Source organism: Vulcanisaeta sp. JCM 14467, assembly GCF_001316245.1.
Lineage (GTDB): Archaea > Thermoproteota > Thermoprotei > Thermoproteales > Thermocladiaceae > Vulcanisaeta.
In genome coordinates, this window is sequence record NZ_BBDM01000012.1 from 39,920 (window position 1) to 56,046 (window position 16,127).

A 16,127-nucleotide genomic window follows, 5' to 3' on the forward strand; every position below is an offset into this window, starting at 1 on the left:
GACATTTAATAATTAATGTCCACAATACTAACTTTACATTCAGGGTTATCTAGCGATAAGTAGGTCTCTCCTGACACATAACGCTCAACCCTACAGCTAGAGAGGAATAGCTCAGTATTTACTGGTATTTCGCTAAATCTCATTCTCTGGCTCTTAATTAGTACTGCACCACCGCTACCTAATGCCTCATAGATATATGGCATTATGATTGGAGACAGGGCTTGGGTGATCCTGACCTTACCTGTGTAATAACTAATGTATGAGATAGGCCTTATTTCAGTATTTTGCTTACAAGATACAACCCTAATACTATATACCAACTTATCCCTATACACGCCCTCAAGGACTACGCCTAAGTAGCTCATTCCTCGTGATTGGATCCGTACCGCTGAAATCCTTAGATTCAATATGGTGCTCGGTAATCCCATCTTCGCGTAAATCCTTAAGTACATCATAGATCCTAAGTCCCTCCCGTACATCCCTAATTATTAAGTCCAGATCTCTGGGCTTAATTGAGACTAGACTAGAAACTAAGTAACTACCTGTTAAGCCAACATCTTCTGAATTAAGGGCGCCTATCTCATTGAGGAATTCATTGATTATATTTGGTAGTGATGGCCATAACGACCTATTAAATGGATCTAAAATACTGTCAATAGCATATCGAGGGATTACGGGGACCTCCATCTTTAGGCCATCAATATATTTAACAAGCCCCAACCTCCTCGCAATATCTAAGCCGTGGATGGGATCTTTTACCTTACTACCATCCTTAAAGTAACGCGGATACGCTATAAATCCATTAATGGGGTGCTCACAACCCTTAACCATCCATAGGGTATCCCTATGTAGTAATACGTATCCCTCAATTACCTGGTCAAGCATTTTAAAACAATAAATTAAATACGCAGGTTTAAGCCTTACTTAAGAAATATGGACTTACCTATTTCATACGCAGCCCTAAAGTCAAAAATACCCTTAGGCTCACTCAACGCCTTCTTAATTAACTCAGCCTCTATATTATTCTTAAGCACACCAATCACCAACGCGCCAATCCCATATACACCAGGTATTATTTCCTTACCATCCATGTTAGGGTCAATACCTTCAACGCCATATGGCGGTATTGCATTCACGTCAGCAACTATCTTCACGTTCTTACCATAATTCTTAAGGATATTGAGGGGTAATAGTGTTACGCTGGGCGCCCTGTTGATAATACTATCGTTGAATCCTTAATGGCTTCACCAACCTGCTCAGGAGCCTTGGCCTCGACCCCCACTACCTTATTCACTTTCAATTCATTATTAATTAAAGAAGCAATCCTCTGCGCCTTAGAAAGCTCTCTAGACGTAACTATCACCTTAGACGCACCCTCCATTGCATAGAGCCAAGCGGCTGCAATACCCACGGGTCCCGTACCTGCCAGTACAGTTATTGTCTTGCCCTCAAAGGTGCCTAGACCGAGCTTCATTGATAATTGTAGAGTCTTTAGCACTGCAGCACTTGCTGTAGTGTATGAACCCCTTGGATCGACTATTACTGATAGCTCGAAGGGTGGGAACATCCTCTTCTTTATCCTATCGACTATTGCGTTTACGGTGTCCAGGTCCTTACCATTAACGAATATTTTCGTGAATTTAGCACCTTTTGGGCCCCTCGGGAACATGGCGTCTGAGACTATCTTATCAGCATCATCAGGAGTCACTTGCTCATACTTAAGCACAACGGCGTCAGGTATTAGGTCTATTACCATTAAAATGTCAAAGGGACTTGCATGCCTATCTGCGTCAAGGAATATAAAAATTGGTCTAAAGCTCTGACTTGACATGGTCTTATCAGCATATATTGATTTGAGTCCTTAATAAAAATTATCCTAATGAACGTTAATTAGACAATGTAGTAGGGCCTATTAACCACGCCCTTATGTAGCAACGTTGCTACGAGAATTCCATCAATACCGTAATTCTTTAAATCGAAAATTTCATCTAGGCTACCCAGTCCACCACCAACATATAGTTTACCACCATAATACTGCTTAACTAATTCAATGGTATGCTTATTTATCCCCTTCATCGTACCAACGAACTTTAAATTTATTATTAATAATTCATTGGGCGTTAAGCTGGTGAGTGCCGGTGCGATCTTCATTATATTAACTAGTGAATTTGCGAACTTAACGTTATTATACTCCATGTCGAGACTGGCAACTCTATTTTTAATCAGCAATAATTCATCTGGGTAAAGCAGATATTCGGTACCAATAACATGCCTTAACCTTTCGCTATCTTGTAATGAAATACCGGCCCTACCTACGTCAGCGTAGACCGTGAACCCCATCCCAATTGCGTGATTTATAACCCATTGATTACTACCCCTACCTATTATTGAGTCGAGATCTGCTATGTATATTGACCGAAATCCCATTTCACGAAACTTATCTAAGAAGCAGTCAGGGTCTGGCGTGTTGCACAGAGTGCTGTCTGTATACGGTCTGTATTTTTCACGTTCGCCAGCTATTGCATGCACAACAACTCCATTCATTATGTCTAAAACGGGAATTATCATAATTCTTACCTGATTCACGGCGCGTTGTCAATGCGCATTATTATTTAATAAGCATTCCTCTTAGACTAAGGCTAAGAGAACACGTAATGCGTAATTTCGAGAATTTTCTTCGCGGCTCATAACAGTATAATTATGTCAATAATTCTTGCCGTGTTTTTAAGATTCGAATTGAACTTTCGATTTACCCTAGAAAGGCATAATAAATAAATAAATGAAGTAACATGAGATAGCATGAAGCACTTAAATCTTAAAATCGACCTATAATTGCGCTTAATTACATATGGACAGTAAATACTTGGATAAGGCCAGTAAGTACTTCACGCCAAAGCTCACGGATAGGGAAAGGGCTGCGTTCGAGGCTGGTGTTGCCCTTGGAATGATATTACATCAATTTAGGGGAATACCCATTAAGTACACTGATGAGATTGAACATTTAAGGAAGGTCATTGAATATGCAGTAATGTCACAACCATTTAAGCATAGTGCCAGGGTGCAGGTAAATATTGATACGAGTAAGTTCAATATAAATGATCCATATAGCTACGTAACACTAGATCCCAGGTACTTGGATGTGGAGATTACCGTGGAGTATGGGAAGGCCTTTGTAAAGGCAAGAATTAGATATATTGATGAGATTAATTATACATTGGCATATATCGAGGATATTGGCGAAAAATAAATATTATCCAGGATTAATCTTTGAGTAATGAATACATGTCGAGAACTAAGAAAATTTGGTTTTTCTAAGGATACTTATGGTGAGACAATCACCATATTCTATGGAGATAACGATGACATAGTTAATGTAATGCCAATGGGGTTTAAACTATATGCAGATGGGGAATTCTGCGGATTAACTGGTAGGGTTTTCAAGGGATCCACGATGTATGACCTAGTCATTTATAAGGGTCTTAATGAAATAAGATGCAGTGTGTGCATTACGAAGGATCCGCGCGCATTCTATTACTCTATCTTCAATAAAAAGTACGTAATTAACTTACTTAAGAGGAGAGCCTTGAATTCTTGTGATGCTTACATTAATGGAACTATGGTAATTAGTGATGTAGGTGATGATAGTATTAAGGTAATTGTTAAGTTGCATAATGTTAATATCATTACGAGGAATCCAAGGGTGTTTGATAGGGCGTCGGCTGCAATAATTGAGGCGCTGGTTTGGTATACTAAGATCCCTTATGTACCATGTAATAAGATAAGGCAAATTTTGGATAGAGAGAGATTTTACTTAGAAACTGTTAGGAGAGCAAGTAGGAAAGGCATTTATAGGCATATGATTAACGACATATATGCTAGGGCAAAGGAACTTGCGAGTACTAGGTGTGGATCCAGGGACAAAGACCTTTGACATAGCGGTTATAGAAGATGGCGAGGTTAAGATCGAAAAGAGCATACCAACTGAGGAAATAGCAAAGGATCCTAATGTCCTTATTAACGCGATGGAGTCCTTCGATGTTGATTACGTGGTTGGACCATCGGGCTATGGCGTCCCACCAACAATGGGTAGTGACGTGATAGACCCTAGCGATTCGCCGTTGAGGTTCTCCTCTTAAGTACTGAGGATGATATTAAGCGTGGCGTAGCCGCAGGTGAGATTGGAATATGGGTTTATGATGCGCTCGCAAAGACGGTTGAGCACATAGTGAGGGCACTCGGTAATAAGACACTATTCCTGCCGGGCATTATTCACCTACCTACGGTGCCCTGGTACAGGAAGATTAATAAGGTTGACCTCGGAACCGTGGATAAACTAGCAGCATCCTTCGTGGCATTATATTCATATAGCCAGAGGGAGGGTATTGATTATGATAAGGTTAATGCCATAGTTGCCGAGTTAGGTTTTGGCTACAACGCGGCCATAGCTATTAGTAATGGTAAGATTGTGGATGGGGTTGGGGGTACGGTAGCCTCAATAGGCACGTTAACGTCAGGCGCATTGGACCTTGAGGTGGTGGCTCATGAGAGTTCCTGGGAGAGGTGGGATGTATTTCACGGTGGGATCTTCTATTACGGTAAGGTGTATGACATGCAGGAGTTGGTGAATGGTTATCAGAGGTCTGAGGAACCATACGCATCCTTACTTCTTGCCTTTGTTGAGGGTGTGGCTAAGGACATAATGAGGGCCAGAGTATCAACACCAAAGGCTAACGTAATTCTACTAACTGGTAGGCATAGTAAGTATGACTTAGTCGTAAAGTTATTGAAGGAGTACCTAAGGGATTTAGACGTAGAGCCCGCCGGCCTGTTAAAGGGTGCCGTTATTAGTAAGGAGCTAGTCAGGGCTATGCCGCAATTGGTGAGGGATTAATGGGCGGCACCTTTAGCGACTTAGTCAAGTATATGCAGATAGATAAGGCGTGTGGAACGGTTGCCGACTACGTAATTCACGAGAGGGCCAGCAGGTTTAGGGAGAGAGTTTTAAAGTCGTACTTAGAGACTGTTAGGAAACCAATACTATGTAAATGATGCAATCAATAAAAATTATTTAAGGGTATATAATACTTAAATTAAGACCAACGCCTATAATAATTGATGAGGAGTACGATATTACCCCACGTACAGTGCGACCAACCCGATATTCCAATTAAAATTGATAAGGTGTGTATTAAGGGGATTTATAGGAGGATCTGTCTCAACACTGATGATTCCTCCATTTGCTTAAATGCCAGGATCAATGCCTGCATAGATCTTCCCAAGAACCAGAAGGGTATTCACGTATCTAGGAACGTGGAAACAATATTGGAAACACTCAGCGAGACAAGATTTACTGGGTTTAAGAAATTGGAGGAAGCGCTCAGGAATATAACGCATATGCTCCTTAACAAGCATAATTATGCATACAGGGCCGAGGCGTCAATAAGTACGCTTTACCTGTATAAGTATGGTGATGAACGCATTAGTAATTATGTTGATGAAATACCCGTTACCCTAGTACTGAGAGATGTACTGCTGCGTGATGGGTATGAGGAGATTACCATAGGCGTTAAGATGATGGGAATGACCGTATGCCCCTGCGCCCAGCAGGTTTATGCCGCAATGGAAAACCTATCGCTTCCTAATGCGCCGTCCCACTCCCAGAGGGCCATGATATACTTAGGCGTTAAGGTGCACGGAGGTGATAGTGATGGCATTGATCTCAATAACATAATTAGGGCTGCATTAGACTCCTTCTCAGCTCCTGTGTTAAACTTCCTAAAGAGGGATAGCGAGTATAGACTTGTTAAGAAGGCCTTTGAGAACCCCAGGTTCGTCGAGGACGTAACTAGGCACGCAATATACAACGTCTATAAAATACTTAGGGATAATCTTAAGGATGATGATGAGGTATTCGTGAAGGTCATTAGTTACGAGAGCATACACCCATTCAACCTTTACTCATACTCAGCATATAAGGTTAAGGAGTTGCGAGAACTTGACCACCTAAGTAATGGAATTAATAATAATTCTAGTGATATAATTAATAAGAATTGTTAAGTTATAAATTTGTTATTTATAAAATATCACTTTACTTCTATTCTTCCTAATTACCCTATTTATCAGGGTTTCTGCTATTTGAAGCTTCGTCCTCTTTATCTCGTCATCCCTCTTAACCATCTTATGTGGGTTGAAGCCGTATATCCTAATTTCCCGGGCACCCATGTAATACGCCAGATAAACTGCGCGGTCGCCATCCGTAAATCCTGGAATCAATAGTGAACATCCACGTGGCCATACTTGCACTGTTGGTAATAATTGCTTAGCCATTGAGGCGTACCTTGGGTAATAACTAATGTTATCGCCATGCGCATGCCCCAGTATTAATGCGTCATACTTAACTAATTCATCCGGCTTAAAATCGAAGTCTGTAACGATAATGTCGGGGCTTAAACCCCAATTATGAAGTAACTCCACGGAGTAGCCCTCAACGGCTATAAGTAAGCCATCATTCAGCGGCTTGGTTTCCGCAGGTGGCATTACTATGTTTACCACATCCCAATCATACTCCTTTAAATCCCTATCATAATTACAGTACTTAGGCGCTATTTCAGCCGCTACGTGATCGCCGTTGAAATTTAATTGCGGAAGCAATGCGGTATAGTAACTCCTCACTAACACCCATTCCAATGGATCGAAAACGATTCCTCCACGCATAACGTTAAATAGGCCGTGGTCAATCCAATATATCCCTTTCTGGGCACATACGTATTCCTGGTAATAACATGGTAGTAATTCTTTTTAACATCACATCTTGTACTAGTTTGTCGACCTTTAATGAGTATGCTTAAGATTGGTGATGTAATTGTTGAAGACACATTCGCTGAGGCATTCCCCATGTATGCTACACGCATTTTAATAACAGCCATTAACCGTAGGTGGGCATTAATAGCGGCTAGCGTGGCTACGGGCTTTGGAACATCAATAATAGGTAGTCCTGGCGAGGCAGGTATTGAGGGTTTAGTCTCTCCAAAGGCAACACCTGATGGTAGGCCTGGCGCCCTTATTCAGATATACCACACCGACCTAGCAAGCCTGAAATTAGTTACTATACAGAGAGTTGGTCAGTGTGTATTAACGGCACCGACCACGGCGGCCTTTGATGCCCTTGAGAATAGCCGTAGGAAGATGGCAGTTGGTAGGGCATTGGCGAAGTTCGGTGACGGCTTCGAGAGGCAGGGCATCATGTATAATAGGAAGGTGTGGAGAATACCCGTGATGGAGGGCGAATTCATCGTTGAGGATTCCTTCGGCATTAAGAAGGCTGTAGGTGGTGGTAACATATTGATAATAGCGAGGAATCAACAGGCAGGGTTAGAAGCAGCGGAAAAAGCCGTTAAAGCTATAAGGAAGTACGCTAGAGGTGTCATTACGCCATTCCCTGGTGGGATCGTGAGGTCCGGATCAAAGGTTGGCTCACTTAAATATCCTAAATTAAGGGCAACAACAAATCATCTTTACTGCCCAACACTAAGGTCGGTGGTTAAGGACACACGATTACCACCTGATGCTAATTCCGTGTATGAAATAGTCATTGATGGTCTCACAAAGGATGCGGTATTGTTGGCCATGGGCCTCGCAATAAAGGCGGCTGCATCAGTGCCTGGCGTTATTAAGATTGATGCCGGTAACTATGGTGGAAAGTTAGGGCCATATCTACTATATTTAAAGGAGGCCCTAGAGGTGGCTAAGGATTATGATGTTAAGGTTTAAGGTGACTCGATAATGCAGGAATTCATACTAAATACCGAGAGAAAAACTAGTCAGGCAATGTACATGGAGGGATATGGCAAGTTCTCGCCGGAATATTTACGTATAGTGAGCACGGCAGAAATGAATCTCGAGGATGCTAAGGTGCTTGGAATAAGGGATAGAGTGAAGCTAATGTCTAGGGATGGAGTGAGCGTGATAGTTAATGTAAAGGTCACGGATGGGATTCCCCGTGGTACTATATTCCTACCACCAGGCCCCTGGGCTAATGTATTAATTACAGAGGGTACAGACGCTATTGGAGTTCCATCATTTAGGAACGAAAAAAATATTTGTTGATACAACGACAGAACCCGTCACATCGCTTGAGGAAATACTCAGGATACTTAGTGCAAAAGTACTGCAAATACCGCATGGTACCGATATACCCCTCAAGAGTGGTGAGAAGAGAATTATTGAGAACGTTGCATGTCCGATCTGTGCTGAGCTCTGTGACTATCTAAAAATTGAGATTACTGGTAATAGGATCGTGCGTAATATCGGTGGTTGCGCTAAGTCGGTATCTAAATTCCTCAATTATCATAAAGATAGGATATTAAAACCATACATTAGGATTAATGATAAGCTTGTTGAAGTTAGCCTAGAGGAGGCCCTTGATAAAGCTGCTGATATACTCGTTAATGCCAAGTACCCATTAATTTACGGCCTCTCGATTACAAGCGTCAAAACGGATGAATACGCAATACAGTTAGCCGAATTATTGAGAGGTGCCGTTGATAATCCAAGTACATTCTGCCATGGGCCAACGTCATTAGCCGTGCAAGAAGTCGGAGGCGTATTCACGACATTTAGTGATGTAATAAACTTAGCAGACCTAGTAATATTTTGGGGTTCCGATCCCATTAATTCCCACGTTAATCATTTATCAAGGAATATTGTGCCGAAGGGTAGGTTTATTGGTGGTAGGAAAGATAGAAAGATAGTAGTTATTGATATAAGGAGGACGGAATTAGCTAACATGGCAGACTTATTCATACAAGTGAAACCTGGCAGGGACGTAGAATTAATAACCGCACTTAGGATGGCATTGCATGATTTAGATATTGAGGTAGATAATGTGGCTGGGGTTCCACGTGACATGGTTTACAAGTTAGCTGACATGATGGCTTCAGCTAAGTACGGAGTCATAATGTATGGCTTGGGGATAACCGAGAACGGAGTAAAGCATAGAAGCGTTGAGGAGCTAATGAAGCTAGTCCAGGACTTAAATGAGTATACGAAATTTGCTGTGATGCCAATGAGAGGTCACTACAACGTTGTTGGGTCCAATGAGGCTTCACTTTGGTTAACGGGATATCCATATGCCGTGGACTTCGCTAGGGGATTCTCAAGGATGTACGTGGGTGTCACTACCGCGATGGACTTATTAATTAATGGCGATGTTGATGCCGCGTTAATAGTTGGTCACGACCCCGTGGCAAGTTTTCCGAGAAAGGCCGTACAGCACTTGTCTAGGATACCGGTGATAGTCATTGATCCAAAATGGTCCTTAACCACGGCATTTGCCGACGTAATAATACCAAGTGGTATGACCGGAATTGAATGTGAGGGATCAGCCTATAGGATGGATAAGATACCAATTAGGATGAAGAAGATACTTGACCCTCCACCTGGCGTTCTCTGTGATTATGAAATATTAAAGTTACTTATAGATAGAGTGATTAATAAGAAGGTTGGTAAAGCATGACGCAAATCCTGATTAAGAATGGGTATGTCTTTGACCCGCTTAATGGCATTAAGGGAGAGGTAACGGACATAGCCATTAAGGATGGGAAAATCGTGGACCCAAGAGAGTTAAATCCGGAGGAGGGGATAACCGTAATAAATGCCAGCGGTAAGGTCGTAATGCCTGGAGGCATCGATATTCATAGTCACATCGCAGGTCCCAAGATAAATATTGGGAGAATGATGAGACCCGAGGATCATTATACCACGAATAAGCCTGGCGTATTCCCATACATAAGGGCTGAGACTGGGCTATCAACACCGAACGTGTTTAGGATTGGCTATGAATATGCGATAATGGGCTACACATTAGTTGCTGAGCCTGCTACGCCGCCCGTTATGACGCGCCATACTCATCATGAGTTAAATGCCATACCTATAATCGATAAGATGGCGTACGTAGTTGTAGACTCAAATTGGATGCTCCTCGACTTAATAACGAATAATGACCCCAAATTGCTTGCTGCGTATCTATCATGGATTTTAAAGGCAACTAAATCCTACGCCCTTAAGCTTGTTGATCCAGGCTCTGACTTTGCATGGTTACTTCAGGGTAGGGGACTTGATATTTCTGATGAATTACCTGTGTATAACTTTACACCAGCGGACATTATTAAGAGTATTGCCGAGGCGGCCCAGGTGCTGAATTTACCGCATAAGCTGCATGTTCACTGTAATAGACTGGGATTTCCAGGTAATTATGCTACCACGCTTAGAACCATGGAATTAGCATTGAACATTCACAGGGTGAGTGAGGGATTAGCGCTGCATGTTACGCATGTGCAATTCACCGGCTATAAGGGCGATTCCTGGTCGACATTGGAAAGCGGTGGTGAGGAGATAGCTAAGGAGTTGAATAGTAATCCATACGTATCGCTCGATCTGGGGCAGGCCATACCTGACCGTGCAGTAACCACGATGACCGCTGACGCGACATTTCAATTCGTGCTTTACCACATAATGAAGAATAAGTGGTATAGCTCAGACATAGAGTCCGATGGCGCATCGGGTATTGTACCGTATAAGTACAAGAAGAAGAACTATGTAAACACTGTGCAATGGGTAATCGGGCTGGAGGTAGCATTATTGGCTAGGGATATATCACGCGTATTCATAGCCACTGATCACCCGAATGCGGGTTTGTTCACGGATTATCCATTAATATTTGCGTGGCTGATGAGCAAGAAGGCCAGGAAGATACCATGAAAAAGCTTAATCAAAGGGCGCTTAAGAGGAGCGCGTTACCAGCTATAGACCGTGAGCTTACGCTATATGACATTGTGTTTATGACTAGGGCATCACCAGCTAAGTTACTTGGTCTGGAGAAAACGAAGGGTCATTTAGGCATTGGTGCTGATGCTGATGTGGCTATTTATGACATAGACCCAACACGCATAGACCTAAGTAAGGAGTATGATAAGGTTATTAGGGCATTTAGAAGGGCATGGCTTGTAATTAAGGATGGCGAGATAGTAGTTAGAAATGGTGAAATAATCAACCCATTAGTTAATGGTAGCACTTACTACATAAATCCGGAGGTCCCTGAGCCCCTGGAGAAGGACCTATATAGGTTCATTCATGATAAGATAAAGCAGTACTATTCCATAACGTATGAATCCTTCATAATAGATGAGAATGAATTACTCAGGCCTAAAGCCGTGAATATACGCACATTATTGAGGTGATGAGGATGACCGTAACTTATCACCTAAGGCTTAAGGATAAACCGTCAGTGCTCGTGGATGCGAGAAGCATAACACCGGATTCCTTCGCTGGTAAGCAATTAAATGGCATACTCTCACTGAGGATTCTTGAGGGCGGTAGGCAGATCACTCTGCAGGACTTATTCGATGTTGATGGACCAAGCGAGGCCCCTAAGGATCCGGGGGAGATTGCTATAGTGATTGATGGAAGCATAAATAAGATATCCTTCGTAGGCTATAAAATGAGTAAGGGTAGTATTACAATAAATGGTGATGCAGGGCACTTTATTGGGTATAGAATGAGGGGTGGTAGTATAGTTGTTCATGGTAATGTGAGGAATTACCTAGGCGCCAAGATGAGGGATGGATCAATAGAGGTCTTCGGTAATGCGGAGCATTGGATTGGCGCTAAGTTACTCGGGGAGAAGCCAGGTAAGGGCATGAAGGGAGGGACAATAATAATACACGGCAATGCAGGTTCAGAAATAGGTAGTGGAATGAAGAGCGGTACGATAATAATCGATGGAGACGCTGGGAATAGCGTTGGCAACCATATGGTTGGTGGTACAATAATAATTAAGGGCAATTGCGGGCTATACCCAGGCCTGGAGATGAGTAGTGGTAGGATCGTAATTAACGGCTCTGTTGAGGCCTTATTACCCAGCTTCTACGTGGACTCACTCATACAACCGCTAAAGGTTAAGGGTATCACGTTTAATAAGTCGTTCATGAGCTTCATAGGCGATGCGTTGGTTGGCGGTCATGGATTACTTCAGGTATCATATGAGGATAATAAGGAGCTGCTTGAGGAGTTTAGGAAGTTGCTTGAGTGATCATTATGGGGCTTTCCATGAATAGGCTTGCCGTGGACATAGTTAAGGACCTAATAGACCATGAGAGGGAGTATAATGTATCAACATTAAAAATCAATGGCGCAACAATTGTGGACACGGGGCTTAAGGTGCCTGGTGGAATTAACGCTGGACTTGCGGTATCGAGAATAACCATGGGCGGCTTGGCCTCAGTTAGCCTAGTGGTGTATGATGTAGATGGTGTTACCGTACCTGCGATGTCGGTATTTACGGATCACCCAGTGGAGGCGTGCATTCTATCGCAGCTAGCCGGTTGGAGGGTTCAGGTTAAGGACTTCCTTGCCAATGGCTCAGGGCCTGCCCGCGCACTTGCTAAGAAGCCAAAGAAGATGTATGAGGTCTATGGATATGATGAAACATCCGATGAGGCCGTGCTCGTCCTCGAAACAGATAAGTATCCAACGGATGAGGTTGTGGACTATATCGCAAAGGAGACTGGCGTGAAAAAAAGATTCCATTTACCTAGTCCTCGTTTCACCAGCGTCAATGGCTGGCTCAATACAGGTTAGTGCGAGGATTGTTGAAACCGGCCTCTACAAGTTGGATACGCTTAAGTTTGATTTAAGGTCTGTAATGAATGGATTTGGACTAAGCCCAATAGCACCGCTCCATAAGGATCCGTTAATAATGGCTGGGAGAACAAATGACATGCTACTTTATGGCGGTATTACGTACTTCACCGTTGACGTTGATAATGATGATTTGGTAAAGGATGTAGTAAATAAGGCGCCGAGTTCCTCATCTAAGGATTACGGCAAATCATTTACAGATCTCGTAATGCAGTATGGTTGGGACTTCCTTTATAAGGTCGACCCATCAATATTCGCACCAGCTGTTATTACAATAAATAGCATTAAGACAGGCAGGACATACACGGCAGGCCGCATCAATAAGGATATCCTTAAGAAGGCGCTTGGTCTTTCATGATCTACATTACCGCCTAATAGCATTCACTATGTACTTTGCTATTTCAAGCGCTATGTCCTTATCAGGATACACCGATTGTAAGCCCCTCCAATCAGGTTGGCTATTGACCTCAAAGACCACGGGCCTACCATTAACCACGGCTATGTCAACGCCCGCAATATCGCAGTGCAGGGTGCTCGCCGCCTTTAGCGCCACCTTCTCGACCTCGGGATCCAACTTATCAATTCTAATGGGTGCCCCGCCCTGTGCAATATTTGTTTTCCAAGCACCGGGTGGTGCCCTTCTATACATTGCTGCAAGCACTTGATTGCCGAGTACGAAGACCCTAATATCGACACCACCATGGCGAATAAACTCCTGTAGGTACGCTACGTGCCTATGGTAAGTAAGTGACCTAACTAATTCCCACAGAATATCTCTTTCTCTCTTTCTTACCATTGCACTACCATGTCCGCGGGACCCGAACATTGGCTTTATAACAACGGCGTCAGAATTTAACATATCTAGACTCCTCATGGCTAAGCTAGATCGTTCAGTGACAATAGTGGTTGGCACTGGAACGCCATTCATGCTTAATGTGTATAATGACCTAAACTTATCACTACACTTCTCTATGGCCTCAGGCCTATTGAAAACACGCACACCATTCTCCTGCAATGCGTATAGAAGGTCTATCCTGAGCAGTGCTTGATCTAGGCTTGCACGTCCTATAGGCCTCACAACAACTGCGGCGAGCTCCCTGACAATGTTTATGCCCCTCACAAAGAGCTTAACCTCATTACCCACATACGCAACAATGTCATTAAATCTAAAGGATATAACCTCCTGACCCAATTTCTCAAGGGATTTAATAAGCCTTGATGTCGCAAAGCTCTGGGGGTTTCGGGTTATTACGCCGATCTTCATGCCATTAATGGCTTCATGGCGAATAAATAAAAATCTATCCTAACTCAATCGTGGGTGATCAAAAGTGAACGAAGGCATTGAATACTTTTATATGGCATAATGTGGCAGAAAAGTAGTGAATAGGGGATTTAGGGATAGGGACTTCCTAGAGACTAATGAGGGCATGATCTTCTGCGTAGTTGGTAATGTTCATCCTAAGGGTCGAGTCCTCGCATACCTAAAGTATGTAATGAGTAATTCGGCGTCAGGCACGATATGGAGCAGGCAGGGCGTGGCTTATCAAAGGATGATACCAATATACAGCGCAATAGAGGTTAAGAGAGCAAGCGAGTACTTGAGGAAGAGGTATCCTGAGTATATCGTTCATGATAGGTATAAGAACATTGAATTTACGGAAATACCCATCGACAGAATAAGGACACATTATAAGCCTGAGGAGAGGCTGAAGGAGATAATTAACGAAGGACCTAAGGACCAACTTGAGGAGCTAGTCATCGATTTAGTTAATGAGCTCTCCAACGAATCTGGAGTACCAATAGATAGCTTTGGCGTGACGGGCTCAATACTACTAAAGATACATAATCCCAGGTTCTCCGACATAGACCTCGTAGTGTACGGCTCATCAAATGCCCAGCCAATAAAGGAGGCACTGCTTAGGCTTTATGATGATGAGAGGTCCGGCTTTTCAAGGCTAAGCGGTGACGCATTGACTAAGTGGGTTAATGAGGTTGTTACTGCCCACCCATTCACGGCTGACGAGACCAGGGTACTACTCACTAGGTATAGGTGGAATAAGGGAATCTACAGAGGTAGGCCATTCTCAATACACCCGGTTAAGGTTGAGAGTGAGGTAACCGAGGAATGGGAGCAGAGGGTTCATAAACCGCTTTGTCTCGCAACGATAAGGGCTCGAGTCATTGATTCCAGGGACTCCTACTTCATGCCTGCCGTATACCAGGTGAGGGATGTCTATATCCTGGATGGTTGTAAGCCCCAGGTTGAGGTGAAGCAGGTTGTTAGTTATGAAAGTCTCTACATGGACATTGCCCAGGAAGGTGATGAAATACTCGTGCATGGTAAAATCGAGGAGGTTCACGACCTTAAGACCGGCGATGTATACGCACAGGTTGTTGTTGGCACATACGAAGCCCAGGGTAAGGATTTTATTAAACCATTGAAGATGCTCAATAATGGCAGGCATTAAATTAATAATGAATTTAAGGCGAAGACTTGGCCTTTACGCCCTTTATCTATCGAGTGGTTTAGCCCTCGAGGCAGCCGCATATCCAAAGCCTGGTAATGTGCATAGGCTACATGACTTTACTGATATAAGGTTCGAGGACTTCCTAGTGGCATCTAGCGTATCGCAAATGCACTTGCTAAGAGGGCTACGTAGGGGCATGCTCCTGGCTAAGGGGATTAGGTTAGTTAATGTTTACGGCGATTTAATAAGGGATGTGGTTATCGAGTCAATGCGTATAAGCGGTGGTGGAAATACAAACCTTGGATCGAGTCTCCTCCTTGCGCCACTATCAATAGCCCTAGGTTACCTAAGGGTTAATAATTACGAAGTCGAGTTAAATAACCTACTAATTACAGCACGGGATCTCCTAAGGAGATACTCAACGATGAATGATGCAATAAATTACTACAAAGCCGTTAGGGCCGCAGCGCCAAGCTACATAAAAGCAACGGACTATACTGGAGAAATGCCCAATGTATGGGACCCAGAATTCATTAATAAGATTAAAGGCAGAGGAATAACCCTATGGGACGTCCTATCATACTCATCAAGGTACGACCTAAACTCTAACGAAATCGTTCAAGGATACCCAAGGAGCCTAGAATTGACATTATATTTACTCAGTAGATTAAGGATTCATGGAGAGTGGAATAGAGCTGTCGTAGAGACGTATATTTACCAATTATCGAGAGAGGATGATCCAGTAATTGCACGTAAGTATGGTAGTGAGACCGCCGCGTATGTACGAAATGAGGCGCGTAAATTAATTCAATGCATAGATGATTGGGTGATGTGCGAGAAGGAAGTCGTGAGGTTTGATGAGAAGTTGTACGAAGCAAGGTAAATCCTGGATCAACCGCCGATTTAATTATTATTGCTATATCGCTCTATTCCCTTTGGAAACAAAAGCGCCTTATAAGGCCT

General features: G+C 43.1%; 23 protein-coding genes. 16 read left to right on the forward strand and 7 right to left on the reverse strand.

Annotated features, from left to right (window positions below; all coding sequences use genetic code 11):
* Positions 1-5 precede the first annotated feature (5 nt).
* Genes JCM14467_RS10995 through JCM14467_RS11015 form a run of 5 tightly spaced genes read right to left on the reverse strand, consistent with a single transcriptional unit; the run spans position 6 to position 2,586 of the window.
* Positions 6-365, reverse strand: coding sequence for a hypothetical protein (locus JCM14467_RS10995; protein ID WP_054850166.1), 360 nt, complete (start codon positions 363-365; stop codon positions 6-8).
* The gene (locus JCM14467_RS11000; protein ID WP_054850167.1) at positions 340-885 is read right to left on the reverse strand and encodes a hypothetical protein; all 546 of its coding nucleotides are present in this window, start codon (positions 883-885) and stop codon (positions 340-342) included. The genes JCM14467_RS10995 and JCM14467_RS11000 overlap by 26 nt, the downstream gene beginning before the upstream one ends.
* Positions 886-920: 35 nt before the next feature.
* Positions 921-1,154, reverse strand: coding sequence for a hypothetical protein (locus tag JCM14467_RS11005; RefSeq protein WP_054850168.1), 234 nt, complete (start codon positions 1,152-1,154; stop codon positions 921-923).
* A gap of 41 nt (positions 1,155-1,195) precedes the next feature.
* Positions 1,196-1,831 (reverse strand): methylene-tetrahydromethanopterin dehydrogenase N-terminal domain-containing protein, encoded by a 636-nt coding sequence (locus JCM14467_RS11010; protein WP_054850169.1) that lies wholly within the window; start codon positions 1,829-1,831, stop codon positions 1,196-1,198.
* Between the two features lie 59 nt (positions 1,832-1,890).
* The gene (locus tag JCM14467_RS11015) at positions 1,891-2,586 is read right to left on the reverse strand and encodes a HisA/HisF-related TIM barrel protein (protein ID WP_252901431.1); all 696 of its coding nucleotides are present in this window, start codon (positions 2,584-2,586) and stop codon (positions 1,891-1,893) included.
* 262 nt (positions 2,587-2,848) lie between these two features.
* Between JCM14467_RS11015 and JCM14467_RS11020 the strand changes: the two genes are divergently transcribed.
* From JCM14467_RS11020 to JCM14467_RS11040, 6 genes are all read left to right on the forward strand, one after another.
* Entirely contained in the window at positions 2,849-3,247 is a 399-nt protein-coding gene (locus JCM14467_RS11020) for a dihydroneopterin aldolase family protein (RefSeq protein WP_054850171.1), read from the forward strand.
* 135 nt (positions 3,248-3,382) lie between these two features.
* Positions 3,383-3,931, forward strand: coding sequence for a DUF447 domain-containing protein (locus tag JCM14467_RS11025; protein WP_252901432.1), 549 nt, complete (start codon positions 3,383-3,385; stop codon positions 3,929-3,931).
* On the forward strand, positions 3,891-4,136 hold the full coding sequence (locus tag JCM14467_RS11030; protein ID WP_252901433.1) for a DUF1464 family protein: 246 nt from the start codon (positions 3,891-3,893) through the stop codon (positions 4,134-4,136). The genes JCM14467_RS11025 and JCM14467_RS11030 overlap by 41 nt, the downstream gene beginning before the upstream one ends.
* Before the next feature lie 41 nt (positions 4,137-4,177).
* Entirely contained in the window at positions 4,178-4,891 is a 714-nt protein-coding gene (locus tag JCM14467_RS11035; protein WP_252901457.1) for a DUF1464 family protein, read from the forward strand.
* Entirely contained in the window at positions 4,891-5,049 is a 159-nt protein-coding gene (locus tag JCM14467_RS18100; RefSeq protein WP_252901434.1) for a hypothetical protein, read from the forward strand. The genes JCM14467_RS11035 and JCM14467_RS18100 overlap by 1 nt, the downstream gene beginning before the upstream one ends.
* A 66-nt stretch (positions 5,050-5,115) precedes the next feature.
* Positions 5,116-6,057: a GTP cyclohydrolase, FolE2/MptA family gene (locus JCM14467_RS11040; RefSeq protein ID WP_054850175.1), complete on the forward strand. Its 942-nt coding sequence runs from the start codon at positions 5,116-5,118 to the stop codon at positions 6,055-6,057.
* Positions 6,058-6,069: 12 nt separating this feature from the next.
* Here the strand turns inward: JCM14467_RS11040 and JCM14467_RS11045 are convergent, their stop codons facing one another.
* Entirely contained in the window at positions 6,070-6,672 is a 603-nt protein-coding gene (locus JCM14467_RS11045) for a hypothetical protein (protein ID WP_252901435.1), read from the reverse strand.
* Positions 6,673-6,834: 162 nt separating this feature from the next.
* Between JCM14467_RS11045 and fhcD the strand changes: the two genes are divergently transcribed.
* The 8 genes from fhcD to JCM14467_RS11085 are packed head-to-tail and all read left to right on the forward strand — an operon-like array spanning position 6,835 to position 13,054.
* Entirely contained in the window at positions 6,835-7,770 is a 936-nt protein-coding gene (fhcD, locus tag JCM14467_RS11050) for a formylmethanofuran--tetrahydromethanopterin N-formyltransferase (RefSeq protein ID WP_252901436.1), read from the forward strand.
* A gap of 12 nt (positions 7,771-7,782) precedes the next feature.
* Positions 7,783-8,106, forward strand: a complete 324-nt coding sequence (locus tag JCM14467_RS11055) for a molybdopterin dinucleotide binding domain-containing protein (protein ID WP_054850178.1) — start codon at positions 7,783-7,785, stop codon at positions 8,104-8,106.
* Positions 8,066-9,514, forward strand: coding sequence for a formylmethanofuran dehydrogenase subunit B (locus tag JCM14467_RS11060; RefSeq protein ID WP_054850179.1), 1,449 nt, complete (start codon positions 8,066-8,068; stop codon positions 9,512-9,514). The genes JCM14467_RS11055 and JCM14467_RS11060 overlap by 41 nt, the downstream gene beginning before the upstream one ends.
* Positions 9,511-10,758: a formylmethanofuran dehydrogenase subunit A gene (locus tag JCM14467_RS11065; RefSeq protein ID WP_054850180.1), complete on the forward strand. Its 1,248-nt coding sequence runs from the start codon at positions 9,511-9,513 to the stop codon at positions 10,756-10,758. Before JCM14467_RS11060 ends, JCM14467_RS11065 begins: the two co-directional genes overlap by 4 nt.
* Entirely contained in the window at positions 10,755-11,237 is a 483-nt protein-coding gene (locus JCM14467_RS11070) for an amidohydrolase family protein (RefSeq protein ID WP_252901437.1), read from the forward strand. Before JCM14467_RS11065 ends, JCM14467_RS11070 begins: the two co-directional genes overlap by 4 nt.
* Entirely contained in the window at positions 11,237-12,088 is an 852-nt protein-coding gene (locus JCM14467_RS11075; protein ID WP_252901438.1) for a formylmethanofuran dehydrogenase subunit C, read from the forward strand. Before JCM14467_RS11070 ends, JCM14467_RS11075 begins: the two co-directional genes overlap by 1 nt.
* A gap of 5 nt (positions 12,089-12,093) precedes the next feature.
* Positions 12,094-12,636, forward strand: a complete 543-nt coding sequence (locus JCM14467_RS11080) for a methenyltetrahydromethanopterin cyclohydrolase (protein WP_252901458.1) — start codon at positions 12,094-12,096, stop codon at positions 12,634-12,636.
* A complete protein-coding gene (locus JCM14467_RS11085) occupies positions 12,614-13,054 on the forward strand; it encodes a methenyltetrahydromethanopterin cyclohydrolase (protein WP_054850184.1) in 441 nt (146 codons plus the stop codon). Before JCM14467_RS11080 ends, JCM14467_RS11085 begins: the two co-directional genes overlap by 23 nt.
* A 6-nt stretch (positions 13,055-13,060) precedes the next feature.
* On the opposite strand, the gene JCM14467_RS11090 is transcribed toward JCM14467_RS11085, so the two are convergent.
* Complete coding sequence (locus tag JCM14467_RS11090; protein ID WP_054850185.1) at positions 13,061-13,960, reverse strand: RimK family alpha-L-glutamate ligase; 900 nt, start codon at positions 13,958-13,960, stop codon at positions 13,061-13,063.
* A 115-nt stretch (positions 13,961-14,075) separates the two neighbouring features.
* On the opposite strand from JCM14467_RS11090, the gene JCM14467_RS11095 reads away from it, so the two are divergent.
* Positions 14,076-15,164: a hypothetical protein gene (locus tag JCM14467_RS11095; protein WP_054850186.1), complete on the forward strand. Its 1,089-nt coding sequence runs from the start codon at positions 14,076-14,078 to the stop codon at positions 15,162-15,164.
* Positions 15,151-16,047, forward strand: coding sequence for a triphosphoribosyl-dephospho-CoA synthase (locus tag JCM14467_RS11100; RefSeq protein ID WP_054850187.1), 897 nt, complete (start codon positions 15,151-15,153; stop codon positions 16,045-16,047). The genes JCM14467_RS11095 and JCM14467_RS11100 overlap by 14 nt, the downstream gene beginning before the upstream one ends.
* The last annotated feature ends 80 nt before the right edge of the window (positions 16,048-16,127 follow it).